The 24623-nt window shown below is 66.0% G+C and carries 26 protein-coding genes; 15 read left to right on the top strand and 11 right to left on the bottom strand.

Annotation, left to right across the window (positions count from 1 at the left end; translation table 11 throughout):
- Nucleotides 1–7 precede the first annotated feature (7 nt).
- Nucleotides 8–739, bottom strand: a complete 732-nt coding sequence (locus Q0P59_RS06870; protein ID WP_295004940.1) for a hypothetical protein — start codon at nt 737–739, stop codon at nt 8–10.
- Nucleotides 740–876: 137 nt separating this feature from the next.
- Between Q0P59_RS06870 and Q0P59_RS06865 the strand changes: the two genes are divergently transcribed.
- Genes Q0P59_RS06865 through Q0P59_RS06850 form a run of 4 tightly spaced genes read left to right on the top strand, consistent with a single transcriptional unit; the run spans nt 877 to nt 5295 of the window.
- Entirely contained in the window at nt 877–2298 is a 1422-nt protein-coding gene (locus Q0P59_RS06865) for a coniferyl aldehyde dehydrogenase (protein WP_295004938.1), read from the top strand.
- A complete protein-coding gene (locus tag Q0P59_RS06860; RefSeq protein WP_295004936.1) occupies nt 2295–2774 on the top strand; it encodes a twin-arginine translocation signal domain-containing protein in 480 nt (159 codons plus the stop codon). The genes Q0P59_RS06865 and Q0P59_RS06860 overlap by 4 nt, the downstream gene beginning before the upstream one ends.
- Nucleotides 2774–4381 (top strand): GMC family oxidoreductase, encoded by a 1608-nt coding sequence (locus Q0P59_RS06855; protein ID WP_295004935.1) that lies wholly within the window; start codon nt 2774–2776, stop codon nt 4379–4381. Before Q0P59_RS06860 ends, Q0P59_RS06855 begins: the two co-directional genes overlap by 1 nt.
- 5 nt (nt 4382–4386) lie before the next feature.
- Nucleotides 4387–5295, top strand: coding sequence for an alpha/beta fold hydrolase (locus tag Q0P59_RS06850; protein WP_295004933.1), 909 nt, complete (start codon nt 4387–4389; stop codon nt 5293–5295).
- A 1-nt stretch (nt 5296) separates the two neighbouring features.
- On the opposite strand, the gene Q0P59_RS06845 is transcribed toward Q0P59_RS06850, so the two are convergent.
- Both Q0P59_RS06845 and Q0P59_RS06840 read right to left on the bottom strand, forming a co-directional pair.
- Nucleotides 5297–5764: a peroxiredoxin gene (locus Q0P59_RS06845; protein WP_295004931.1), complete on the bottom strand. Its 468-nt coding sequence runs from the start codon at nt 5762–5764 to the stop codon at nt 5297–5299.
- Nucleotides 5764–7755, bottom strand: coding sequence for an SDR family oxidoreductase (locus Q0P59_RS06840; RefSeq protein WP_295004929.1), 1992 nt, complete (start codon nt 7753–7755; stop codon nt 5764–5766). The genes Q0P59_RS06845 and Q0P59_RS06840 overlap by 1 nt, the downstream gene beginning before the upstream one ends.
- Before the next feature lie 150 nt (nt 7756–7905).
- Between Q0P59_RS06840 and Q0P59_RS06835 the strand changes: the two genes are divergently transcribed.
- The 4 genes from Q0P59_RS06835 to Q0P59_RS06820 all read left to right on the top strand — a co-directional run bounded on the left by Q0P59_RS06835 (nt 7906) and on the right by Q0P59_RS06820 (nt 11226).
- The gene (locus tag Q0P59_RS06835; RefSeq protein ID WP_295004927.1) at nt 7906–8469 is read left to right on the top strand and encodes a phasin family protein; all 564 of its coding nucleotides are present in this window, start codon (nt 7906–7908) and stop codon (nt 8467–8469) included.
- Between the two features lie 87 nt (nt 8470–8556).
- Nucleotides 8557–9750: a patatin-like phospholipase family protein gene (locus Q0P59_RS06830; RefSeq protein ID WP_295004924.1), complete on the top strand. Its 1194-nt coding sequence runs from the start codon at nt 8557–8559 to the stop codon at nt 9748–9750.
- A gap of 41 nt (nt 9751–9791) precedes the next feature.
- The gene (locus tag Q0P59_RS06825) at nt 9792–10433 is read left to right on the top strand and encodes a TetR/AcrR family transcriptional regulator (RefSeq protein WP_295004922.1); all 642 of its coding nucleotides are present in this window, start codon (nt 9792–9794) and stop codon (nt 10431–10433) included.
- Between the two features lie 13 nt (nt 10434–10446).
- Nucleotides 10447–11226 carry a hypothetical protein gene (locus Q0P59_RS06820; RefSeq protein ID WP_295004920.1) on the top strand — a complete coding sequence of 260 codons (780 nt, stop codon included), beginning with the start codon at nt 10447–10449 and terminating at the stop codon, nt 11224–11226.
- 10 nt (nt 11227–11236) lie between these two features.
- On the opposite strand, the gene Q0P59_RS06815 is transcribed toward Q0P59_RS06820, so the two are convergent.
- Both Q0P59_RS06815 and Q0P59_RS06810 read right to left on the bottom strand, forming a co-directional pair.
- Nucleotides 11237–12676, bottom strand: coding sequence for a wax ester/triacylglycerol synthase family O-acyltransferase (locus Q0P59_RS06815; RefSeq protein WP_295004918.1), 1440 nt, complete (start codon nt 12674–12676; stop codon nt 11237–11239).
- A 31-nt stretch (nt 12677–12707) separates the two neighbouring features.
- Nucleotides 12708–12989: a polyhydroxyalkanoic acid system family protein gene (locus Q0P59_RS06810; RefSeq protein ID WP_295004916.1), complete on the bottom strand. Its 282-nt coding sequence runs from the start codon at nt 12987–12989 to the stop codon at nt 12708–12710.
- 140 nt (nt 12990–13129) lie between these two features.
- Between Q0P59_RS06810 and Q0P59_RS06805 the strand changes: the two genes are divergently transcribed.
- The gene (locus tag Q0P59_RS06805) at nt 13130–14428 is read left to right on the top strand and encodes a M18 family aminopeptidase (RefSeq protein ID WP_295004914.1); all 1299 of its coding nucleotides are present in this window, start codon (nt 13130–13132) and stop codon (nt 14426–14428) included.
- A 1-nt stretch (nt 14429) separates the two neighbouring features.
- Nucleotides 14430–14978 (top strand): isoprenylcysteine carboxylmethyltransferase family protein, encoded by a 549-nt coding sequence (locus Q0P59_RS06800; protein ID WP_295004912.1) that lies wholly within the window; start codon nt 14430–14432, stop codon nt 14976–14978.
- Here Q0P59_RS06800 and Q0P59_RS06795 read toward each other — a convergent pair.
- Together Q0P59_RS06795 and Q0P59_RS06790 are read right to left on the bottom strand one after the other, a co-directional pair.
- Nucleotides 14970–15305: a hypothetical protein gene (locus Q0P59_RS06795; protein ID WP_295004910.1), complete on the bottom strand. Its 336-nt coding sequence runs from the start codon at nt 15303–15305 to the stop codon at nt 14970–14972. The two genes, Q0P59_RS06800 and Q0P59_RS06795, sit on opposite strands and share 9 nt — an antisense overlap.
- Nucleotides 15302–15976, bottom strand: coding sequence for a c-type cytochrome (locus tag Q0P59_RS06790; RefSeq protein WP_295004908.1), 675 nt, complete (start codon nt 15974–15976; stop codon nt 15302–15304). Before Q0P59_RS06790 ends, Q0P59_RS06795 begins: the two co-directional genes overlap by 4 nt.
- A gap of 84 nt (nt 15977–16060) precedes the next feature.
- On the opposite strand from Q0P59_RS06790, the gene Q0P59_RS06785 reads away from it, so the two are divergent.
- Nucleotides 16061–17320, top strand: coding sequence for an ATP-binding protein (locus Q0P59_RS06785; protein WP_295004906.1), 1260 nt, complete (start codon nt 16061–16063; stop codon nt 17318–17320).
- On the top strand, nt 17317–17850 hold the full coding sequence (locus Q0P59_RS06780) for a response regulator (protein ID WP_295004904.1): 534 nt from the start codon (nt 17317–17319) through the stop codon (nt 17848–17850). The genes Q0P59_RS06785 and Q0P59_RS06780 overlap by 4 nt, the downstream gene beginning before the upstream one ends.
- A gap of 21 nt (nt 17851–17871) precedes the next feature.
- Here Q0P59_RS06780 and Q0P59_RS06775 read toward each other — a convergent pair whose 3' ends face one another.
- The 4 genes from Q0P59_RS06775 to Q0P59_RS06760 form a co-directional block, all read right to left on the bottom strand.
- Nucleotides 17872–19140 (bottom strand): putative Na+/H+ antiporter, encoded by a 1269-nt coding sequence (locus Q0P59_RS06775; RefSeq protein ID WP_295004902.1) that lies wholly within the window; start codon nt 19138–19140, stop codon nt 17872–17874.
- Nucleotides 19141–19352: 212 nt separating this feature from the next.
- Nucleotides 19353–19817: a copper chaperone PCu(A)C gene (locus Q0P59_RS06770; RefSeq protein WP_295004900.1), complete on the bottom strand. Its 465-nt coding sequence runs from the start codon at nt 19815–19817 to the stop codon at nt 19353–19355.
- A gap of 14 nt (nt 19818–19831) precedes the next feature.
- The gene (locus tag Q0P59_RS06765; protein WP_295004898.1) at nt 19832–20434 is read right to left on the bottom strand and encodes an SCO family protein; all 603 of its coding nucleotides are present in this window, start codon (nt 20432–20434) and stop codon (nt 19832–19834) included.
- Nucleotides 20434–20904 (bottom strand): hypothetical protein, encoded by a 471-nt coding sequence (locus tag Q0P59_RS06760; protein WP_295004896.1) that lies wholly within the window; start codon nt 20902–20904, stop codon nt 20434–20436. Before Q0P59_RS06760 ends, Q0P59_RS06765 begins: the two co-directional genes overlap by 1 nt.
- Before the next feature lie 193 nt (nt 20905–21097).
- On the opposite strand from Q0P59_RS06760, the gene nosZ reads away from it, so the two are divergent.
- The 3 genes from nosZ to Q0P59_RS06745 all read left to right on the top strand — a co-directional run bounded on the left by nosZ (nt 21098) and on the right by Q0P59_RS06745 (nt 24614).
- Nucleotides 21098–23380: a Sec-dependent nitrous-oxide reductase gene (nosZ, locus tag Q0P59_RS06755; protein ID WP_295004894.1), complete on the top strand. Its 2283-nt coding sequence runs from the start codon at nt 21098–21100 to the stop codon at nt 23378–23380.
- Nucleotides 23381–23474: 94 nt separating this feature from the next.
- Nucleotides 23475–23771 (top strand): c-type cytochrome, encoded by a 297-nt coding sequence (locus tag Q0P59_RS06750; protein WP_295004892.1) that lies wholly within the window; start codon nt 23475–23477, stop codon nt 23769–23771.
- A gap of 111 nt (nt 23772–23882) precedes the next feature.
- On the top strand, nt 23883–24614 hold the full coding sequence (locus Q0P59_RS06745; protein WP_295004890.1) for a c-type cytochrome: 732 nt from the start codon (nt 23883–23885) through the stop codon (nt 24612–24614).
- Nucleotides 24615–24623 lie beyond the last annotated feature (9 nt).

Below are 24623 nucleotides of genomic sequence, written 5' to 3'. Positions count from 1 at the left end.
GCGGCGCTCAGCCGGCGCCCAGCGTTGCGGCGCCGTCGAACAAGGCCAGCGCCAGCGCCCCTTCGCGGCTGACCACGGCCTCGACGAAGGCCTCGGCATCGCGCAGGCTGCGAAACGCCTCGAAACCGCGGCAGAGAAAGGCGTGCAGTTCGCCCAACCCGGCCATCTGCGCCGGGCCGTGCATCATCTTCAACAGGCCGCGCAGCAGGGGCTTCCGGGCCAGGGCCTCCAGTGCGGCGCCGGTTTCGCCGATCAGGCGAATCTGCGCCAGGCGCGCCGGGCGCTCGCCGACCTGGCGATACGCCGCCGCGTAGCTGGCCTCGTCCACTTCGCCGTCGAGCCTGCGTCCCAGGGCGCCAACCATGGCCGCGTCGAGACGCTCGGACAGCGCATCGACCTCGACCGCCAGCAACAGCGTGCGCAACCCCGACAGCGGCAACATCGAGCTCATCAGCGGCAGGATGCGCTCGACCTCGGCGTCGCGCTCGCTGAGATCCTTGGGGCCGTACAGATCGCTGAGGAAAAAAGCGGCGGCCTGCCGCGAATCGGCATCGGCAAGCAGATCGGCATGGGTGCGCGCCAGGCGCGCCGACTGGAAGGCGCGCAGGCGATCCCGGCGCGCGGCGAGGAGCGGATCGGCGGCGGCTGCGCGCCGCAGGCTGCGGGCTTCGTTGAGGAATCGCGCCAATTCGGCGGCACAGGCCGCACGATCGGCGGCATCGTGATCGTGGTGGCTCATGGCGCCATTATCCGCCTGCGGCCCGCCCGGGTTTAGAAGCAATTGCCTAACCGCGCCGGGGCCCGCCGGCTACACTGAAACCGGCAGCCCTCCTGCCCCTTGCATCCGTCACGATCTTTTCCCGCAGGTGAAATCCGATGCCCGACCACCCCAGCCCGATCGCCACGCCGGAAGGCCTGCAGGCGGCTTTCGACCGCACGCATGCGGCAAGCCGGCGGGACATGATGCCTCCCCTGGCCGAGCGCCGGCGCCGCCTCGATGCGCTCGAAGCGCTGCTGCAGGATCATCGCGACCGGCTCGCCGATGCCGTGGCCGCCGACTTCGGCCACCGTTCGCGGCATGAGACCCGTCTGCTGGAGTTTTTCCCGACACTCGAGGGAATCCGCCATGCCCGCCGGCATCTGCAGCGCTGGATGGCGCCGCGCCGGCGACCGGTAGCGCTCTGGTTCCAGCCCGGGCGGGCCGAGTTGCGGCCGCAGCCGCTCGGTTGCGTCGGCATCATCAGCCCGTGGAACTATCCGATCTACCTGGCAGCCGGGCCGCTGACCGCCGCCTTCGCGGCCGGTAACCGGGCCCTGCTCAAAATGTCCGAATTCACGCCGGCGACCGCGGCCACCGTGGCCGACCTGGTCAGCCGCTATTTCAGCGCCGACGAACTCGCCGTCGTCGGCGGCGATCAGGCGCTGGCCGCCGCATTTGCGGCCTTGCCTTTCGACCACCTGCTGTTTACCGGTTCGACGGCGGTCGGCCGCCAGGTCATGCAGGCTGCGGCGGCCAACCTGACGCCGGTGACGCTCGAACTCGGCGGCAAGTCGCCGGCGCTGGTGGCTCCCGATTACCCGGTCGCTGCCGCCGCCGCCCGCATCCTCGCCGGCAAGTGCCTGAATGCCGGCCAGACCTGCATCGCGCCGGACTACGTGCTGCTGCCCGCCGCTGCCTTGCCGGCCTTCATCGATGCCGCCCGCCACCTGGTCGGCACCCGCTATCCCGACCTGGCGGCCAATCCCGACTACTCGGCCATCGTCAACGAGCGCCATTGGAAACGGCTGAACGCCCTGCTCGACGACGCCCGCGCCCGGGGGGCCGAGATCGTCCCGCTCAGCGCCGGCGGCGACGCGGAAAGGCGCCGCCTGCCGCCGACGCTGATCCTCGACCCGCGGGACGACATGCGGGTGATGCAGGAAGAGATTTTCGGCCCCTTGCTGCCGGTGCTGACCTACCGCAGGCTGGACGAAGCGCTCGCCTACATCAACCGCCACGACCGGCCGCTCGCGCTCTACCTCTTCGACCGCGACCGGGCCCGCATCCGGCGCGTACTCGACACAACGATGGCCGGCGGCATCACGATCAACGACACCATCCTGCACATCGCCCAGGACGAACTGCCCTTCGGTGGCGTCGGGCCGAGCGGCATGGGCCACTATCACGGCCGGGCCGGCTTCGATGCCTTCTCGAAACTGAAACCGGTGTTTCACCAGTCGCGCCTCAACGCGATGCGCCTGTTCGACCCGCCCTACGGGGCGCGCTTCGATCGCCTCCTGAAGGTCCTGCTGCGATGACCAGCCGCCGCCAGTTCCTGCAGACCGGCCTGGCCGGCGGGCTCCTGCTCGGCGTCGCCGGCTGCACCCGGCCGTCAGCCGACGGCCGCCGCGGCACCGTGATCGCCGCCATCGTTCCGGTCATGCTGGCCGGCGCCCTCGGCCAGGAGAACCAGGTTGCCAGCATCGCCCGTACCGTCGCCGCCGTCGAAACGGCGATTGCCGGGCTCGCCCTGCCCGCGCAGAAGGAGATCGGCGAGCTGTTCGACCTGCTCGCCTTCGCCCCGACCCGCGCGCTCGCCGCCGGGCTGTGGACGGACTGGCCGCAGGCCACGCCCGGCGAGATCGGCGCCTTCCTCGACAGCTGGCGGCACAGTCGCTTCGACCTGCTCAAATCGGGCTACGCCGCGCTCCACGACCTGATTTTCGGCGCCTGGTATGCCGCCCCCGAAAACTGGCCGGCCATCGGCTACCCCGGCCCGCCCAAGGTGAGATGATGAACGATCCCTTCCGTGAAGGCCTGGCTGCCGGCTGGCGCCACATCGATGCCTCGACGCTGGGCGGCACGCAGGATGTCGAAGCCGATGTCGTCATCGTCGGCAGCGGCGCCGGCGGCGGCGTGACGGCCGAAATCCTGGCCAACGCCGGCTTGAGCGTGGTCATCGTCGAAGAAGGCCCGCTGCGCACCACCGGCGATTTCCACCTGCGCGAAAGCGAGGCCTACCCGGCGCTCTACCAGGAATCGGCGGCGCGCAAGACCGCCGACAAGGCGATCAACATCCTGCAGGGCCGCTGCGTCGGCGGCTCGACCACGGTGAACTGGACCAGCAGCTTCCGCACCCCGCCCGCCACCCTGGCCTGGTGGCAAAGCGCCCACGGCTTGCGCAGCCTGACGGTCGAGGCCCTGGCCCCGTGGTTCCAGGCCATGGAAATGCGCCTGCACATCGCCACCTGGCCGCTGGCGCCCAACGCCAACAACGGCCTGCTGGCCACCGGCGCGGCCAAGCTGGGCATCCCGACCCACCCGATACGGCGCAACGTCAAGCGCTGCTGGGATCTCGGCTACTGCGGCATGGGCTGCCCGACCAATGCCAAGCAATCGATGCTGCTGACCACGCTGCCCGCCGCCCTGAGCAAGGGCGCGACACTCTACTCGCGGCTGCGTGCCGAACGCCTGGTCTTCGCCGGCCGGCGCGTCGAATACGTGGAGGCCCAGGCGCTTGCCGCCGACGGCCTGCACCCCGGCGCGGCGCGCCTCAGGCTGCGCGCCCGGCACGTGGTCCTCGCCGGCGGGGCGATCAATTCGCCGGCCCTGCTCCTGCGCAGCAAGGCGCCCGACCCGGCCGGCCTGACCGGGACGCGCACCTTCCTGCATCCGACCGTCATCTCCTCGGCGCTGTTCGACGCGCCGGTACGCGCCCATGCCGGCGCACCGCAATCGGTCTATTCCGATCATTTCCTGGACCACCGGCCCATCGACGGCCCGCTCGGCTACAAGCTCGAGGTACCGCCGCTGCACCCGGTCCTCTTCGCGACGACCCTGCAGGGCTGGGGAGAAAACCATCGCCGGCTGATGGAACAGTTCGAGCGCTGCCAGACCACCCTCGCCCTGCTGCGCGACGGCTTCCACCCGGAAAGCCGGGGCGGCCGGGTTCGCCTGCGCGACGACGGCTCGCCGCTGCTCGACTACCCGCTCAACGACCCGATCTGGGATGGCGTCCGCCGCGCCCTGGCGACGATGGCCGAAATCCAGTTCGCCGCCGGCGCCCGCTGGGTCACCCCCGTTCATGAAACCGCCCCGGGCTGGAGCAGCTGGGCCGACGCCAGGGCCGGATTGGCCGCCCTGCCGCTGGCGCCGCTCGTCTGCCGCATGGTCAGCGCCCACGTCATGGGCGGCTGCGCCATGGCCGACAGCCCGGAACGCGGGCTGACCGACGACAACGGCCGCCATTTCCATATCGACAACCTGTCGGTCCACGACGGCTCTGTGTTCCCGACCAGCATCGGCGCCAATCCGCAACTCTCCATCTACGGACTGGTCGCCCGCAACGCATCCCTGCTCGCCGCCAGCTTGACGGGAAGGCCGAAACCCGCGATTCTCTGACGGCTATGGTCCCTCTCACCCTGTTGTTCTGGCTGGTGGTCGAATTCGCCACCTACGTCAACCTCACCCGCTACTTCTTTGCCTTGCCGCTTGCCGAGGCGCTGCTCCCGGCCCTGGGCGCCCTGCTCGGCCTGCGCCTGGGCATTGTCGCCATCACCTGGGCGTTCGCCTGGGCCTACCCGTCGCCGGCGCCGAAGCTGTCGCCCGGGCGTTACGCCGGCATGCTGCTCGGCGAATACCTCGCCTTCATCGTTCATTTCATCGTCGTCCTCCCCTTCGAGCGGCTGTGGATGCCGGCCGACCGGCTGCTGCCGGGGCGGCCGACGGTGCTCCTGGTCCATGGCTACGGCTGCAGCCGCGGCGTCTGGTGGTTCATTCGCCGCCGCCTCGAAGCGGCCGGCTACAACGTCGCCAGCGTCAGCCTGGTGCCGCCTTACACCAGCGTCGGCAAGCTGGTGCCGCAACTGCACGCCCGCGTCGAGGCCGTGATCGCCGCCGCCGGCGTGCAACAGCTGACCCTGATCGCACACAGCATGGGCGGGCTGGTCGCGCGCTCCTACCTGGCCCGCCACGGCGTCGCCCGGGTCAACCGGCTGGTAACGCTGGCCACGCCGCACCAAGGCAGCGAGATGGCACGCATCGCGATCGGCCAGAATGCGCGCGAAATGGAACCGGGCTCGCAATGGCTGCACGACCTGGGGACCGAGCCGGTCAAGATTCCTTTCGTTTCAGTCCGCACCCCGCACGACAACTATGTCATGCCGCAGGACAACCAGCGCCTACCGGAAGCCCGCGATGTCGAGCTGGCGGGCATTGGCCACCTGGCCCTGCTGCTCTCCGGCCGCACAGCCGACCTGTTGCTTCGGCTCTGCGCCGAACCGCTGCCGCGCCCGCCGCTGCCGATCGGGTACTGACTCAGAGCAGCGCCAGCACTTCCTCGCCGTGGTCCGGGCAATCCGGATCGCTGACGATGGCGGCGATCCTGCCCGTCTCGTCGATCACGAAAGTCACCCGCTCGGCGACCCCGACCGCCTGCCGCAACAAGCCGCCGATGCCGCTGCCGGCGACGCCGTAGGCCTTCGCCACGGTCAGTCCGGCATCGGCCAGCAGGGGGAAGTCGAGGGCGTACCTGGCGCTGAAGCGCCGGTGCGAGGCCTCGTCCTGGGCCGACACGCCGAGAATCTCCGCCCCCCGGGCGCGGATCGCCGCGTGCGTGTCGCGCAGGCTGCAGGCCTGGCGGGTGCAGCCCGGCGTGTCGTCCATCGGGTAGAAATACAGCACCAGCTTGCGCCCGCGGTAGGCGGCCAGCGACACCGTGCTGCCGTCGGCGACGGTGCCGCTGAAGTTGGGTGCGGCATCGCCGACCTGCAGGTGCGTGGCCATCAGAAGTAGATGCCGCGCATGAACTGCTGGAAGGCGATCTGGTCGGCCGACGGCATCGACGGCAGCATCCCGGGCTCCTTGTGTTGCGCCGCCCCGGAATCAGGGAACATGCGGAAGGTGGTGTTCATGATGATCTGCGCGACGCGCGGCACGAGCGCGTGCAGCACCTGGCCGGTGATCCCCAGGCGCGTCGCGACGCGCACCGGCTTGTGCACGATGGCATCGCAGATCAGGTCGGCCGCCTCTTCCGGCGTCAGCGTCGGCACGTGGTCGTAGAGCTTGGTCGGCGCGATCATCGGGGTCTTGACCAACGGCATGTTGATGGTCGTGAAACTGACACCGCGGTCGGCGAACTCCGAGGCGGCGCAGCGCGTCCAGGCGTCGAGCGCCGATTTTGACGCGACGTAGGCCGAGAAGCGCGGCGCATTGGTCAGCACGCCGATCGACGAGATGTTGATGATGTGCCCCCGCTTCCGGGCCGACATGCTGGGCAGCACGCTCATGCTGACGCGCAGCGCGCCGAAGTAGTTGAGCTGCATGGTGCGCTCGAAATCGTGGAAGCGGTCGTAGGAATTCTCGATCGCCCGGCGGATCGAGCGGCCGGCGTTGTTGACCAGCACCTCGACGGCACCGTGGATTTCCAGCACCCTGGCCGTCGCCGCTTCCGCCTCGGCCATGTCGGCCAGGTCGGCGACATAGGCATGCAGGGTGAGGCCGGCGGCGGCGAACTCGGCGACGACCTCGTCGAGCTGCTCCTTGTCGCGTGCGATGGTGACGACGACGGCCCCGGCTTCCGCCAGTTTGCGCGCCAGCGCCTTGCCGATCCCCGACGATGCCCCGGTGACCAGCACCACCTTGCCGCCGACCTGTCCGCGCAGGCTGCGGTCGATGAACAGATCGGGATCGAGATGGCGTTCCCAGTAATCCCACAGCCGCCAGGCGTAGCTGTCCAGCGGCGGCACCGCGATGCCCGTTCCCTTGAGGACGCGCGTCGTTTCCCGGCAATCGAAGCGGGTCGGGTAATTGACGAACTGGAACATGTCGTCGGGCAGCCCGAGATCCTTCATCACCGCGTGCCGGATGCGGCGCACCGGCGTCAGCGCCAGCAGGGCCTTGCGCATGTGGCGCGGAATGAAGCCGAACAGCGCGGCATTGATGCGCATCGTCATTTCCGGCGCATGCGCGGCCCGGGCAAAGGTGTTGAGTAGGTCGCCGACGCGCATCGGCAGCGGGTCGACCAGATGGAAGCACTTGCCGTCCTCGCCCTTGAGGTGCGCGATATGGTCGACGGCATTGACGACGAAATCCACCGGCACGACGTTGATGCGCCCGCCCTCGATGCCGACGGTCGGCATCCACGCCGGCAGCATCTTGCGCATCTTCTGGATCAGCTTGAAGAAGTAATAGGGACCGTCGATCTTGTCCATCTCGCCGCTGCGCGAATCGCCGACGACGATGGCCGGCCGGTAGATGCGCCACGGGATGCTGCATTCGCGGCGAACGATGCCCTCCGAATCGTGCTTGGTCCGGAAATACGGATGCTCCAGCCCTTCCGCCTCGTCGAACATGTCCTCGCGGAACAGGCCTTCGAACAGGCCGGCCGAGGCGATCGAGCTGAACAGGTGAAAATGCTTGGCGCCGATGGCTTCGGCGAAGCGGACGGTATTGCGCGTGCCGTCGACATTGACGCGCAACTGGCTGTCGGCATCGGCTGACAGGTCGTAGATCGCGGCCAGATGGAAAAAGTGCGTGGTCTTTTTGCCCAGTTTCTTGCGCTCGGCCGCCGACACGCCGAGCAGGTCTTCGGTCAGGTCGCCGAACACCGGCTTCACCCGGGCATCGTCGCAACCCCAGAAATCGTAGAGTTCGTCCAGCCGCTCGCGCTCGCTTTCGCGGGCCAGGAAAAAGATCGTGCTGCCGTCACGCTCGAGCAGTCTGGCGACCAGACGCCGGCCGATGAAACCGCTTGCCCCGGTGATGAAATACTGCATTTTCGCCTCCCCTTTTTTACCTTGTCATGCTCCTCATTCTAGAGGACATCCACTAGAAAATTAGTGTGCCTCCTCTAATCGCCTGGCCTAAACTGGCTGCATGGACGAAGCGTGCTTCGTCACCGGATACCACCTCACGAGGAGCACATCATGGTCAAGAAATTCAAAGCCTTATCCGAGAATCAACTGGCTCAAACCGTCAAGGATTCCGCGCACCAGATCTGGCTGGCCGGCTTGGGTGCTTTTGCCAAGGCCCAGGAAGAAGGCAACAAGGTTTTCGATGCCCTGGTCAAGGAAGGCGAGACCATCCAGAAGAAAACCCGCCAGGCCGCGGACGAGAAGATCGCTGTCGTCACCGGCAAGGCCGTCGGCACCTGGGACCGCCTGGAACAGGTGTTCGAGGACCGCGTCGCCAAGGCGCTGGGCAGCCTGGGCGTGCCCACCAAGAAGGACATCGACAAGCTGTCCAAGCGGGTTGCCGAACTGACTGCCGTTGTCCAGAAACTGACCGAGGCGCAGGAAGCCGCCGAAAAGGCCGCCGCCAAGCCGGCAGCAAAGCCGGCGCCCCGGGCAGCAGCCAAACCGGCCGCCAAACCTGTCGCCAGCAAAGCAGCCGCTCCCAAGGCGGCGCCGGCCAAGAAGCCGGCCAAGCCCAAAAGCGCCGCGGCCCCCGTCGCTGCTGATGCCGTTGCTGGTCCGGCAACTGCTTCCTGAGTAGGCAAGCGCGCGGCGGCCCAGCCGCCGCCTGAATAAACGAGATGCCCGGCCACGACCGGGCATCCGCCACCCGGAGGAAAACGATTGTCGAGCATAGGCATCGCCCTGGCCGGCGGAGGTCCGCTTGGCGGCATCTACGAAGTCGGCGCCTGTACCGCGCTGGAAGAGGCCATCGACGGCCTGAGCATGACGCAGGCCGACTGTTTCGTCGGCGTCAGTTCCGGCAGCTTCATCGCCGCCGCGCTCGCCAACGGCATTTCCCCCGAGAAGCTTGCCCATATCCTGCTCGACGACGCAGCCACGATTTTCGACCCGCGGCTGCTGTTGCGCCCGGCCTTCCGCGAGTATTTCAACCGCCTCCTCAGCGTGCCGCAACTGGCCGGCACCTCCTTGGCAGCCTGGCTGCGCGATCCGCTGCATCACGGGCTTTTCGAATCCTTCCAGCAACTGTCGCACGCCATCCCCACCGGCATCTTCGACAATCACGGCATCGACCTCCTGCTCCGCCGGCTATTTACCGCGCGCGGCCGGACCAACGATTTCCGCGCACTGCGCCATCGCCTGTTCCTCGTCGCCACCGAACTCGACTCCGGCGAATCCGTCGCCTTTGGCAGCAGCGGACACGACGACATCCCGATTTCCACCGCCGTGCAGGCCAGCGCCGCCTTGCCCGGGCTGTTTCCGCCCGTCGAGATCAACGGCCGGCACTACGTCGATGGCGCCCTGATCAAGACCCTGCACGCCTCGGTCGCCCTGCGCGCCGGCACCGAACTGCTCTTCTGCATCAATCCGCTCGTCCCCTTCGATGCCGAGCTGGCGGCCCGCCGCAGCGCCGAGCACCCGCGCCATCTCAACGACGGCGGCTTGCCGGTCGTCCTTTCCCAGACCTTCCGCGCCATCATCCATTCGCGCATGCGCGTCGGCATGGACCGCTACCGCCACCAGTTCCCCGATGCCGACGTGCTGCTCTTCGAACCGACCCAGGACGACGGCGAGATGTTCTTCACCAACGTCTTCAGCTATCGCGACCGGCGCCGCCTGTGCGAGCACGCCTACCAGCGCACCCGGCAGGACCTGTACCGGCGCCGCCACGAACTGATGCCGGTGCTGCGCCGCCACGGGCTGAACCTCGACCTCGCCGTCCTCAAGGATCACCGGCGCAGCCTGCTGCGACGCCCCCGCCGCCAATCCCGGGTGGCCATCACGCACACGACCCGGGCGCTCGAGCACACCCTCGATGAACTGCAAGGCTGGCTGGCGCGCCGGGGAAGCGGCTGATGTATCCTGACCGGATATCAACTCGCACCGGGAGGGCGCGCATGGACGGCAAACCGCGCCGGCGCACGCGCGAGCGGATTCTCGAAACCGCCTTGCGCCTGTTCAACGACTTTGGCGAACCGAACGTCACGACGACGGTGATCGCCGACGAAATGGACATCAGCCCCGGCAACCTGTACTACCACTTCAACAACAAGGACGAGATCGTCAACGCGCTGTTCGCCGACTACGAACGCGAGATCGGCACCCTGCTCGGCGCCCCCGAGCAGCGCCCGCACGAGGTGGAAGACATCTGGTTCTTCCTGCACCTGCTGTTCGAGACGATCTGGAAATACCGCTTCCTGTACCGCGACATCAACGACCTGCTGACCCGCAACCGCCTGGTCGAGACACATTTCCGGCGCATCCTGGCGCAGAAGCATGAAACGGGAACCACCATCTGTCGCGGACTCGCCGCCTCCGGCCTGCTCGCCGCCACGCCCGCCCAGATCCCGGTCCTGGTCACCAACATGACGCTGGTGGCGACCTTCTGGCTGTCTTACGAACATGCCCGCAATCCGCGCGGGGCACCGGACATCGGGCACGGCATCTACCAGGTCATGTCGCTGGCCGCGCCCTACCTGCAGGGCGAAGCGCGCCGGCTGCTGGAAAAGCTGTCGACCGCCTATCTCGATACCCCGTGAACGAGGAGATCGCATGAGCACCCGCTGGCCCCCCTTCCCCCACGACGCCACGGCCTTCCGCTATGCCGGCACGGCCCTCAGGAAGAACTGGCCGCGCCTGCACCGGGGCGACTGCGAGCCCTGGCCGGCCGACGTCAAGGCACAGGACGCCTGGCGTGCCTATCACGCCGGCGATTTCGAACACGCCGTCAGCCTCGGCCGGCAAGCCGGCGGCGCCGCGCTCGCCGCGGCCGACAAGGCGGCCATGATCCATGCCAACTATCTCGAAGCGGACGCCGCCCGCAAGCTGGCCCTGCTGCAGGACGTGGCGGCCCGTTGCGAACAGCGTCAGCGCACGCAGCCCGACGATGCCAACGCCTGGTATTTTCACGCCTATGCGCTGGGCCGCTACAGCCAGGGCATCTCGATCGCCACGGCGCTGGCCCAGGGCCTGGGCGGCAGGATCAAGGCCAGCCTGGACCAGGCCCTGGCGCTGCAGCCGGCGCATGCCGACGCCCATGTTGCCCTCGGCACCTGGCATGCCGAGATCATCGACAAGGTCGGCAGCCTGGTCGGCGGACTGACCTACGGCGCCAAGAAGGAAGCCGGCGAAACCCACTTCCGCCGGGCGCTCGAACTCAATCCCGAATCCGCCATCGCCCGCACCGAATGCGCCAACGGGCTGGTCATGATGTTCGGCAAGTCGCGCCTCGGGGAGGCCGAGAAGCTCTACGCCGAAGCCGTCGCCTGCACGCCCGCCGACGCCATGGAATGCCTGGACATCGCGGCGGCCAGGGCGGAGATGGACGACTAGCGGGCGGCCCTCAAACCTGCAGCTCCGCCTCGACGGCCGACGGGTCGGCGAGGCGCGCCCAGGGCTCCATCAGCACCAGCATCAGCAGTTTTTCGAATTCGCCGGCAAAGCGGGCCACGATGTTTTCCGGATCGGGCACCAGACCCTTGTCGGTCACCAGGCCGAACTGCACCCGGTTGTCGTAGGAAAGAATCGACACCCCCATGCCGATATCGCCGGACTGGGGCACCCAGAACAGCGGCTGCTTCAGTCGCGCCCCGGCCACATGCAGCGGCTGCTGCGGCCCCGGAACATTGGTCATCACGGCCGTCGCCTTGCTCGCCAGCAGGTCGAGGATCTTCGACTGGGCGAACTTCGGGGCCATGCCGACGGCACCGAGGATGGACAGCGTCAGCGGGGCCTGCAGCGAATCCTTCAGCGCCAGCATCCGGTCGCGCGTGGCATACAGCCGGGCGAGCGGGTTTTCGACGCCGACCGGCAGTTCAAGGGCGACCAGGCCGAAGCGGTTGCCGAGCCGCCCCTCGTCTTCCGGCCGGCGCAGATTGACCGGCACCAGGGCGCGGATCTCGACATCCTCCACCGCATCGCCCTTGTCGGCCAGATAGGAACGCAAGGCGCCGGCCGCCGACGACAACAGCATGTCGTTGACCGAACAGCCCAGCACCCGCCCGACCGCCTTGACCTCGGGCAGCGAGATCGGTTCCGACCAGGCGACCCGCTTGCCGATGCCGGGCTTGCCCTTGAAACGGGTCGGCGTATCGTCGGCCATCAGCGCCAGCTTGCCGATCTCGCCGGCGATGGCGCTGCCCAGCCGCGTGTATTCCAGCGCCTTGAGCGGATCGGTGACGAAGCGCACATACTTGACCCAGAGATTGGTCGACAGCCGGATGGCATCGAGCATGGCGTCGCTGGCCGGCCGCCACAGCGCCATCCAGAGCGGATCGTGCTCGTCCTCGTGGCGGACCCTTCTCCCGCTCGGCCTCCGTTGCGGAGCCGGCGCATCGTCGGCCAGCGACAGCAGCACGCCGACCAGCGCGATGCCGTCGGCAATGCTGTGGTGGATGCGGATGACCAGCGCCTGGCCGCCCATGGCCGTGTCGACCAGGTGCATTTCCCACAGCGGCCGCGACGGGTTCAGCGGGGTGCTGGCGAGATCGGCGACGAAGGCCTCCAGCTCGGCCTTGCCGGCGGCGCCGGGGAGCATGGCCCGGCGCAGGTGGTGATCGAGATGGAAATCCGGATCGTCGCGCCAGACGTAAGCGCCGCCCTGCTGGCCGACAGTCTGCCGGAAGCGCTCGAAGCCGAGCAGGCGCTGCTCGATGGCCGCGCGCAGTCGGGCCTCGTCGAGCACGCCGTCGAAGATCATCACGCCGACGATCTGCATGAGATTGGATGGCCGGTCCATCCGCAACCAGGCGGTATCGACCGCCGACATCTTTTCCACCGACATCCCCCTCTCCCCCTGCGTTCGTATCACTGCATCAGGCAGCGAACTCCCGGTCGAAATACGCATGAATCTCGCGTTCGAGCGCGCCGCGGAAGGGCTGATAGTACAGCCCCAGGTGCACCGACAAGGCGACCTCGTGCCGCGCCAGCCGCAACTCGCCGTTCACCCCCGGCCGCTCGAAAGCCAGGACATTGACTTCCCGCCAGGCGCAGTCGAGCGCGAACTCGGCCTGCAGGTCGGCGGCAACACGCTCGGCGGCCACCCTCGCCTTGCGGACGCCGAGGCTGTGCTTGCGGGTAATGACAATGTCGCTCATCGACGCAGTGTAGCCTTCGCCGGTCGAATGCGGAATGCCTCGCCCCCCGGCCGGTCCATGCTGGGCGATCGGCCGCCCCCGCCTTCTGCCCGGCCGGCATCTGCGGTAGCATTCCGGGCCGACACCCGATACCCGCCATCATGCCCCACGCCGACCCCCACCTGACCGCCCGGGACCTGCTCGACTTCATCGACGCCAGCCCCAGCCCATGGCACGCCGTCGCCACCTGCGAAGCCCGCCTGCTTGCGGCCGGCTACCAGGCGCTCGACGAAACCATCCGCTGGTCCCTGCAAGCCGGCGGCCGCTACTTCGTCACCCGCGGTGGCTCCTCGATCATCGCCTTCGTCATCGGCAGCGCACCGCTGGCCGAACGCGGCCTGACCCTGATCGGCGCCCACACCGACTCGCCCGGCCTGCGCCTCAAGCCGAAACCGGCCGAAAAGGCCGGCGGCATGATCCGCCTCGGGGTCGAAGTCTACGGCGGCCCCATCCTGGCCACCTTCGCCGACCGCGACCTGGCGCTGGCCGGCCGCGTCACGGTCCGCACCGGCAGCGGCATCGAGAGCCGCCTGCTGCGCTTCGACGAACCCCTGCTGCGCCTGCCCAATCTCGCCATCCACATGAACCGCGAGGTCAATGAAGCCGGCCTCAAGTTCAACAAGCAGACCGAACTGCCGCTGCTCCTGGGCGTCGCCGGCGACGCCGGCGCCGAACAGCGTTTCCGCGCGCCGATCGCGGCGGCGCTGGACGTCGCGCCGGACGACCTGCTGACCTGGGAACTGGCCGCCTACGACACGCAGAAAGGCACTCTCTGGGGTGCGGACCGCGAATTCATCGCCGACAGCCAGCTCGACAACCTCGCCTCCTGCCATGCCGCACTGTCGGCACTGCTGGCCGCCCGCGAACCGGCGCAAACCTGCCTGGTCGCCTTTTTCGATCACGAGGAAGTCGGCAGCGAAAGCGCGACGGGCGCCGGCGGCAGCTTCCTCGCCGACGTGCTCGGCCGCCTTGCCGGCGCTTTCGGCCTCGACGACGAAGACCGGCGGCGCATGCTGGCCGGCAGCTTTTTCATCAGCGCCGACATGGCGCATGGCTGGCACCCGAACTTCCCGGCCGCCTACGAGCCCTGCCACCATGCACTGGTCAATGCCGGCCCGGTGATCAAGAGCAATGCCAACCAGCGCTACAGCACGACGGCCGAGACCGCCGCCCGCTTCATGGCCCTCTGCCAACGCGCCGGCGTACCCTGCCAGCAATACGCGCACCGTACCGACCTCGGCTGCGGCAGCACCATCGGCCCCATCCTCGCCGCCCAGTTGGGCATCCCCAGCGTCGATGTCGGCTCGCCGATGTGGGCCATGCACAGCATCCGCGAAAGCGCCGGCGTGCTCGACCACGGCTACATGATCGCCGCGATGACCCAAGCCTTCGCTGAATGACATGAACGAACTGATCCTTTTCGCCGCCGGCTCGGCCGTCATCGTCTGGTGGTCGCGCAAGCCCTTGAGCAAGCCGGGCAGCCACGGTTTCTACCGTTTCTTCGCTTGGGAAGCCATCCTCGGCCTGCTCGTCATGAACCGCACGGTCTGGGGTTCCGCTCCCTATTCGCCGCATCAGCTGGCGTCGTGGCTATTGCTGCTGAGCAGCATCGCCCTGGTCGTCATTGGCGTCGCCACCCTGCAGCGCGACGGCGCCCCCGATACCCGGCGCGACGACGGCTCGTTCTACGAATTCGAGAAAACGACGCAACTCGTTTCCCACGGCATCTTTGCCTACATTCGCCACCCGATGTACTCGTCCCTGCTGGCGCTGGCCTGGGGCGCCTATTTCCAGGACCCGAGCCTGCCCGGCACCGCGGTCGCCCTGACCGCGAGCATCGCGCTGTGGCTGACCGCCACGACCGACGAAAAGGAATGCCTGGCCTACTTCGGCCAGGCGTATGCCGACTACATGCAGCGCACCAAGCGCTTCATTCCCTTCCTACTCTGAGACGTTTTTCGTACCCATCAGCTCGTTGCAGGTCGCCCGCCCGAAGGCCTCGGCCTTTTTCGGGCTGGAAATCTGCGGCTCTTCGTAGATCCGCCGGATGATCGCGTTGGTGATGCGCGGGCCGTCGCTGCCATCCTCGTCGAACAGTTTCATCGGGCGGCCGCGGTCGCGGTTGTAGAAGGCCTGCAGGGCATGGTCGCGCACCCGTTCGCAGAAACGTATTTTCTGGGCGTCGGGCATGCTGTCGTCGACCGGCGCCGGATGCCCGTGGGCCATGGCGCCGCCCGACAGCAGCAGGCCGAGAAGAAGCGACGGGAGATGTTTCATTTTCCGGCATCCTGAATCGAGGTGAGATAGGCCAGGATATCCTGGATGTCCTGCGCCTTGAGCGCGTTGAGCACGCCGACAGTGCCGTCCTCGTCGTGCGGCCGGTCGCCCTTCAGATAGAGGTCGACCTGGCGTTGCAGGTAGTTGGTGTATTGCCCGACGAGCATCGGGAACATGCCGCGCCCCTTGCCGGTCTTGCCGTGGCAGGCGGCGCACTGCTTCTGGTAGATCTTCTCGCCGTTGGCCAGGTCGCCCTCGGCGCGCGGGATGATCATCACCTTGTCGGCCATCAGCAGCTTGGTCAGCGCATCCTCGTTGCCGGTATAGGTCGGCATCTTGGTATCCAGCTCGATGGCGCTCAGGTAGGCGGCGATTTCCTTGATGTCCTCATCCGACAGCTCGCGCTCCTGGGTGTAGGGGAACATCGGGATATTGACCCGCGTCCTCGCCCGGAAGCTCTTCAACTGGCTCTCGAGGTACTTGACCTGCTGCCCGGCGATGCGCGGGTACTCGCCCTTCTTCCCGCCCTGCCCGTTATCGCTGTGGCAGGCGGCGCAGGTGCCGTTGATCTCCTTGCCTTTCTCGCCGCCTCTCTCGAGTTCGACGGCAAAGCTTCCGCTGCTGCAGAGCAAGGCGGCGGCCAGTGCGGCAAGACGCAGGTTTTTCTTCATGTAGGCACTCCAAGGTTCGCTGCGGCGAATTGTCGCATCAAGTCGTCATCCGTAAATTGACACAAATCACGCATAATTCGCCCCATGGCAATCAGCGCATGCACAACGGAAAGCACCGACCATCTGGCCAATCTCCGCCGCCTGGTGCTGGGTCGCTGGGTTGTCCTGGCCATCCTGATCCAGCTCGTCCTGATGGCCCCCGGCCTGCTCGACATTCCGGTTCCGCAACTGCCGCTGCTCGGCACCCTCGCCCTGATCGGACTGTTCAACGCCTTCGCCCAATGGCGCGTGGCGCGCAGCGAGCAGGCCAGCACCGGCGAATTGTTCAGCCAGCTGCTGTTCGACATCGGCGCGCTTTCGGCCATCGTGTTCTTCAGCGGCGGCGCCGCCAACCCGCTGGTCTCCCTGCTCCTGCCGCCGGTCGCCATCGCCGCGCTGACCCTGCCGGCGCGCTGCGTGCTCGCCATCAGCGCCACGGCCATCGTCGCCTACTCGCTGCTGATGGTTTTCTTCATACCCCTGCCGATGACCGATGCAACGCGTGCGACCCGCCTGCACCTGATCGGCATGTGGCTGATATTCGTCATCTCGGCGGCCATGATTGCCTGGATCATCGTGCGCATGACCCGGCTGATCCGCGAACGCGACGCCGAACTGGCGGCGACGCGCGAACAGGCGCTGCGCGACGAGCGCGTGATGGCGATGGGCACTCTCGCCGCCGGCGCCGCGCATGAACTGGGCACGCCGCTCGGCACCATGTCCCTGCTCGCCGGGGAACTGGCCAACGACCCGAACCTGCCCGCGGCCATTCACGACGACATCGCCCTGCTCCGCCAGCAGATCGGCGTCTGCAAGCAGATCATCACCGGCCTGTCGCGACGCGCCGGCGCCGAACGCCTGGAAAACGCCGAACGGCTCCCGGCCGACCGCTGGCTGGAAAGCCTGCGCCAGCATTGGCATGCGGCTCGTCCGCAGGCCAACAGCCGGCTGATCCTGGACAGCGACGGCCCGGCCCCGAGCCTGGTCGCCGACCCGCGCCTGGAGCAGGCGCTGCTCAACCTGCTGAACAATGCCGCCAACGCCACCCACCACCCCCTGGAGATTCGCCTGGGATGGAGCGTCGACGAAATCTGCTTCGAAATCCGCGACCGCGGCCCCGGATTCCCGCCCGACGTGCTGGCCCATGGCGGGCAGTCCGATTTTCCGGTTCACGAACGCGGCAGCGGGGTCGGCCTGATGCTGACCAAAACGGCCATCGAACAACTCGGCGGCCGGCTTTCCCTGATCAATCGCGACGAGGGCGGCGCCCTCGCCCGTATCGAACTGCCAAGAGTGAAACCATGAGCGAACCGATGCTGGTCATCGACGATGACCCGAGCTTCAACACCATTCTCGTCCGCACCCTGGAACGCCGTGGCTACAAGGCCTGCGGCGCCCGGGACGTCCAGTCGGCGCTGGACAGGGCCCGCGAACTCAAGCCCGGCAACGTCATCCTCGATCTCAACCTCGACGGCCACTCCGGGCTGGCGCTGATCCCCAAGCTGCTGGAGATCCGGGCGGACTGCCGCATCGTGGTGCTGACCGGCTACGCCAGCATTGCCACGGCCGTCGATGCGGTGAAGCTGGGCGCCATCCAGTACCTCGCCAAACCGGTCGAGATCGAGGCCATCCTGTCGGCCTTCGACGATGACGGCGACCCCGACTTCGACCTCCCGATATCCGATGAGCCGCTCTCCGTCGACCGCCTGGAATGGGAACACATCCAGCGGGTACTCAACGAAAACGACGGCAACATCTCGGCGACGGCACGGGCGCTGAAGATGCATCGGCGCACCCTGCAGCGCAAGCTGTCGAAACGGCCCGTCAAGAACTGAGCCGCCGCGACGGCACGCCGCCTAGAGCAGCAAAAACGCGAGGGCGGCGACCACCGTCGGCGGCAGTGCCGCCAGGAAAAGCCCGAGCGGGCTGACCGACTCGTCGGCAAAGCTGGATTTCAGGATCGCGATGCCCGCAGGGTTGGGCGCATTGGCGATGATGGTCAGGCCGCCGCCGGTCACGGCGCCGGCCACGATCGCGTACTGGAAGGCTGGCGTCACCCCCTCGACCAGCGAAGCCAGGTAGGTCAGCGCGGCATTGTCGGTGATCGCCGTCAATCCGGTGGCCAGGAAAAACAGGAGCGTCGGCTCGACGCCGAGCAGGGTCTTCTGCAGCCACCACTGCTGCAGGCCGCCGAGAACGATCAGGCCGGCCAGGAAAAACGCCACCAGCAAGCCTTCGCGCAGGATCAGGCGGTCCTGGTAGCGCTCATAGGCTTCCGTGTAGCCGAGGAAGAGCAGGAATATCCCCATGAAGATGGACGGATGATGGGCAAAAAGCACCACCGCGACGAGAAACACCAAATGGATCATGGCGACCGAAAGCGGCACGCCCAACTTGTCGGCGGCCTTGCCCTGCCCCGCCGTTCCCGCCAATTCGCCACGGAAAAGGACGGTCAGCAGCGAAGCGTTCAGCAGCACGGCCAGCGCGGCCTTCCAGCCGAAAGTCGTGAACATGAAGGCCGTATCCCAGCTCCAAGTGGCGGCCACCATCAATACCGGGGGAGCGCCAAAGCTGGTCAGCGTGCCGCCGATCGACACATTCACGAACAGGACGCCGAGCGTTGCGTACTTGAGGCGCGAGCTGATGTCTTGCGAAAAGTAGCGGTCGCGCAACATGAGCGCCGCCAGGGTCATCGCGGCGGGTTCGGTAATGAAGGAGCCGAGCAAGGGAATCAGCGTCAGGCACAGGAAGAAGATCGCCACTTCGCGCGCCATCGGCAGCATGCCCGCCACGCCGCGCACGGCGGCACCGCAAAACTCCAGGATCGGCCGGCTGGCGGCAATGACCATGATCACGAAGACGAACAGCGGCTCCGTGAAATTCCGGCTTTCCATGTAATCGATGGCATCGGTCTTGCCCGTCAGGGCAAACAGCACGGCAAGCAGCACGAAAGCCCAGAAACCGAAGACCACCTCGACCTCGGCGAGCAGGTGCCACAAGCCCGCATGCCGTGGCTGCACGTGCGCGAGATGGGCGAACAGTTTGGTCGAGAAGGTATGTAGCACCGCCAGGGCGAAAATGGCGGCGGCAAAGATTTCGGGCAGGCTGATGGTGGAATCGATCATCGTCAGACAGGCTAGTGGGGAGCACTCAAGGGTAGCACAACACCCTTTTCGGGCCATTCAGGGGAAACACCAAGTCCCGTGCGCTCCGTCGATGGCCTTCCCGATTCCCGACGACAGGGCGCGGTGCGGCCCGGAAAGCAATCAGGCGCCCGGATGGGCGCCTGAGGGGTGCCGGACGGCGGTCCGGCAAACGGCGGGGAAGGGCTATCCGCTCAGTGCTTGTGCTCCGGCATCGGGGCGCCAGCCGCCATCGGGCGAACCACCTTGGCGTCGACCTTCTTCGTGCTGCCATCCTCGAAGGTGAAGGTAATCGGGACGATATCCCCCTCCTTCATGGCGGCCTTGAGGTCGATCAGCATCACGTGCATGCCGCCGGGCTTGAGCACGGCCTCGCCCTTGGCCTTGATCTCGACGCTGGGCACCGGGCGCATTTTCATGACCCCCCCCTCGTTCAGGTGAGTGTGCAGTTCGGTCACCTTAGAGGCCGTGTTTTCGGCCTTGACGACCTTGACGTCCTTGTCGCCGTTGTTCTTGATCACCATGAACGCCCCCGTCGCGGGCGCGTTGGGCGGAGCGAGTCGAACGTAGGGGTCCTGGACCACGACCTGGTCGGCGGAACCGGCAAACACCCCGGCGGAAAAAAGCAGGCTGGCAGCAAACAGGGAAACGCGCTTCATTGACTTGCACTCCTTCACGGTTGATTCAAATATTTTCGGACGGCCACGACGACCTGGTCCGGCGGCGTGGCATGGGCGATCTTGCCGACCACCGCGCCGCCAGGCCCGACGATGAAGGTATCGGACGAATGGTCGACCACGTAGCCGCCCCCCGCCGTGTCGACCTTCTGCTCCGCGTAGAACACGCCATAGCGCTTCGCAACCTCGGCGACAACCTCGGCATTGCCGGTCACGCCGACGATGGACGGATGGAAGAACTCGGCGTACTCCTTCAGTCGCGCCGGCGTGTCGCGCTTCGGGTCCACCGAAATGAAGATCATCGCGACCCTGGCCTGCTCTTCCGGCGTCAATTGCTTGAGGCCCTCGGCGGTCGCCGCCAATGACGTCGGGCAAACGTCCGGGCAATAGGTATAGCCGAAATACAGGAGCACCAGCTTGCCCTTGTAGTCGCTCAGCGAAACGGGGCCGGCCACCGACTGCAGGGTGAAATTGCCGCCCGCCACAAGCGGGGCGCGCGGAATCGGCCGCTCGGGCATTTCCGGCTTCCAGAACAGCGCCAATCCGGCAATGGCAATGGCCAGCACGATCGCCGCCAGGCCCAGCAAACGTTCGCCCATCACTCCTGCCCTCCGGTGGCAAAGCGGTAAGGAACGGCGATGCGCTGGTTGCCCGTCTCGACCAGCACGGTCGCCTGCCAGTCCATATGCCCGGAAATGCAGACCGGCAAGGTCGTCTCGCCGGCGAAACGCCCTTCGCCGCGCAAGGCCAGCTCCGGACGGTTGTAACCCATGTTCATGTCAACTCCGACGAAATCGACCTCGACGCGCTCCGCCGCGAAGCCGCTGGTTGTCACTTCGATCCCGAACGGCTTGACCAGCGGAATGGCGCGCGCGCCCAGCGAAAGCTCGATCCTGCCCCCCGACGGCAGGGTCACCGGACAGGTCGCCTTTTGCAAATTGCAGGCAGGATCGGAAAACACGGTGACATCGGCTTTCGGCAGCAGCATCGGCGACAGCTTGTAGCCGGCAACCACGACCAGGGCGATCAACTCCATGCCGATCACATCCATCAGTATTTTTTTATTCACAAAGTCGCGCAACCGGACAAAAGCGTTGAGGAGCGTGCATTTTCGCCGATACAAGCAACTTGAATTTAACAAAGATCAATTCTTTCACATACGCCCGGGAATAGAGTGTGCGGCATATTGTCGCAGTGACATTTTGTCACATGCGGTAATGGGGGAATTGGAAGTTCTCACTTCTTGTCTGGGAGTAATGAAAATGAGTAAATTTGCAGTGAAAACAACTGCGTTGCTGCTCGCAGCCGGTTTTGCCGCCACCGCGTGGTCCGCAGAATCGCTGCAGGACGTGATGAAGCGTCGTAACCTGAGCCAGCAGGACCTGCTGGCCGCGGCCAAGACCTATGTCCCGACCGGCAAGCGCGATGAATTCGTCGTCTTCAGCTCGGGCGGCCAGTCCGGCCAGGTCATCGTGTATGGCATTCCGTCCATGCGCATCCTGAAGTACCTCGCGGTCTTCACCCCGGAACCGTGGCAGGGCTACGGCTTCGATGAAAACTCCAAGGCCGTGCTGCGCCAGGGCAACATCGACGGCAAGGAAATCAACTGGGGCGATACGCACCACCCGGCCATTTCCGAAACCCAGGGCAAGTACGACGGTCAGTTCCTGTTCATCAACGACAAGGCCAACCCGCGCCTCGCCGTGATCGACCTGCGCGACTTCGAAACCAAGCAGATCGTGGTCAACCCGATCTACAAGTCGGAACACGGCGGCGCCTTCGTCACGCCGAACACCGAGTACGTCATCGAAGCCGCCCAGTACGCCGCTCCGCTGGAAAACAAGAAGTTCTATCCGCTCGAAGAATTCAACGAGAAGTACCGTGGCGGCGTGACCTACTGGAAGTTCGACCGCAAGGAAGGCCGCATCAACCCGAAGGAATCCTTCTCCCTCGAACTGCCGCCGTACTCGCAGGACTTGTCCGACGCCGGCAAGGGGCCGTCCGACGGCTGGTCCTTCACCAACTCCTTCTGCTCCGAGCGTTACGTCGGCGGTATCGAAAAGGGCCGTCCGCCGTATGAAGCCGGCTGCTCCGCCAAGGACACCGACTACCTGCACGTGATCAACTGGAAGAAGGCCGCCGAACTGGTCGCCGCCGGCAAGGCGAAGACCATCAACGGCCACAAGGTCCTGCCGATGGATGTCTCCGTCAAGGAAGGCGTCCTCTTCCTGATCCCCGAGCCGAAGTCGCCGCACGGCGTCGACGTCAGCCCGGACGGCAAGCTGCTGGTCGTTTCCGGCAAGCTGGACACCCACGTCTCCGTCTACTCCTTCGAGAAGATCCAGGCCGCCATCAAGGCCGGCAAGTTCGAATCCAAGGATCCGTACGGCATCCCGGTTATCGGCATGAAGGACGCGCTGCACACGCAAGTCCAGCTCGGCCTCGGCCCCCTGCACACCCAGTACGATTCCAAGTCCTGCATCGCCTACACCTCGCTGTACGTCGATTCGCAAGTCGCCAAGTGGAACTACTGCGAAGGCAAGGTGCTCGACAAGATCTCGGTGCACTACAACATCGGCCACCTGATGGCCATGGAAGGCGACTCCGCCGATCCGAAGGGCCGTTACCTGGTCGCGCTGAACAAGCTGGCCATCGACCGCTTCGTGCCGGTCGGCCCGCTGCACCCGCAGAACCACCAGCTGATCGACATCTCGAACGACAAGATGCAACTGTTGTACGACATGCCGCTGCCGCTGGGCGAGCCGCACTACGCCGTCGCCATCGACGCCACCAAGCTGAAGCCGGGCGTCCGCTACAAGGTCGGTACCGACTCCCGCACGGACAAGCCGCACCCGGGTGCCGTCCGCGCCGGCGAGGAAGTCACCACCAAGAAGGGCAACAAGATCGAGGTCAAGGGTACGCTGATCCGCTCGCACATCACGCCGGAAACCATCGAGGCTGAAGTGGGCGACGAAATCACCATCCACCTGACCAACCTCGAACGTGCCCAGGACGAAACCCACGGCTTCACCGTGTCGACCTACAACGTCCATGCTTCCGTGGAACCGGGCAAGACGGTCACCGTCAAGTTCAAGGCCGACAAGGAAGGCGTCTATCCGTACTACTGCACGGAATTCTGCTCCGCGCTGCACCTCGAAATGCAAGGCTACCTGCTCGTCAAGCCGAAGGGCTGGAAGCCGACCAAGACCGAGATGGCCAAGCAGAACTACACCGAAGCCGACTACAAGGCGACCGTCAAGAAGGTTGCTGACACCCAGGCCGTCATCGATTCCGTGGTGGGTTACATCACCAGCGTGAACTTCAAGGACTTCCCGGATGTCGTGGCCATGGTCGACGATGCAACCGACCAGCTCGGCAAGATGAAGGATGCCAAGGCCAAGCACGAAGCCGCAGCCGCCAAGAAGGATTGGGAACAAGCCAACCTGTGGGCTGAGCAAGTGTGGCAGTACCAGGTCAAGGCAGCCGACCTCGGCCTCCGCGCCAAGACCTACCTTGAGCAGAACGGCGCCAAGAAGGTCAAGTAAGCCAAAAGTTGATCTGACTTAAGGCAATTATCGGGGAGCGGAGTCAATCTGCTCCCCGTTTCACTTTCAGGAGGGAATAACCATGAAATTTGTAATGACTCTGATCGCCGCCGCGGTCGTCGCCGCACCCGCCTTCGCCGCACCGGATGGCGCCACCCTGTACCAGGAAAAGACCTGCTGGTCCTGCCACGGCAAGGATGGCAAGAAGACCCTGACCCCCGCTTTCCCGAAGATCGCCGGGCAGAATGCAGCCTATGCCGAACAGCAGATGAAGGACATCAAGAGCGGCGTTCGCGCCAACGGCCAGGCGGCCGCCATGAAAGGCGTCATGGAGCTGGTCAACGACGAGGAAATCAAGGCCCTCGCCGACTACCTGTCGAAGCTGAAATAAGCCGAAAGCCCGGAATGACGGGCTTATGACTCACATCAAGGATTGCTGATATAGCGCATCGGATAATGCGCCTATCACGCCAAGTGACTTAGCCATAAAAGGATATCTGACATGAAAGCATCACTTCTGATGGTTGCCCTGCTCAGCGCAGGCGTCGCATTTGCCGGCCCCCCCGCTCCGCACCAACAGGGCATCGAAGGCAAGGATTACAAGTGGAACGCCCAGGGCGGCGAAAAGTCCGAAGCCCTGAGCAAGAAGGGCGACAAGAAAGCCGGCGCCGAAGGCTACGAAGTCTGCGGCGCCTGCCACCTGCCCTCCGGCGCCGGTCGTCCGGACGGCACCTTCCCGCAGCTCGCCGGCCAGCACACCACCGTGCTGATCAAGCAGATGGCCGACATCCGCGCCGGTCTGCGCGACAACCCGACGATGTACCCGTTTGCCGCCACGCTGACCGACGCGCAGGAACTCGCCGACGTTTCCGCCTACATCGAAAGCCTGTGCATTCCGATCGAGCACGGCAAGTACGAAGGTGCCGATGCCGCCATCAAGGTTGCCCAGGGCAAGGAACTGTATGAAAAGCAGTGTCTGGAATGCCACGGCAAGAACGGCGAAGGCGAGAAGGAAAAGTTCTACCCGGTGATCGCCGGCCAGCACTACAAGTACCTGCTGCGCCAGATGACCGAAATCCGCGACGGTCACCGCCGCAACGCCAACCCGGACATGGTCAAGGTCATCAAGCCCTACACCAATGACCAGCTGATTGCCATCTCGGCCTACCAGTCCAGCCTGGTGATGCCGGGCAACATGTGCAAGCCGAAGGCCGGCGCTGCCAAGAAGAAGTAAACTGCATCA

The organism is uncultured Dechloromonas sp. (genome assembly GCF_945957265.1).
Classification (GTDB): Bacteria; Pseudomonadota; Gammaproteobacteria; order Burkholderiales; family Rhodocyclaceae; genus Azonexus.
The sequence above is the reverse complement of the archived record's forward strand: the minus strand, read 5'-3'. Positions and strand labels throughout refer to the sequence as shown.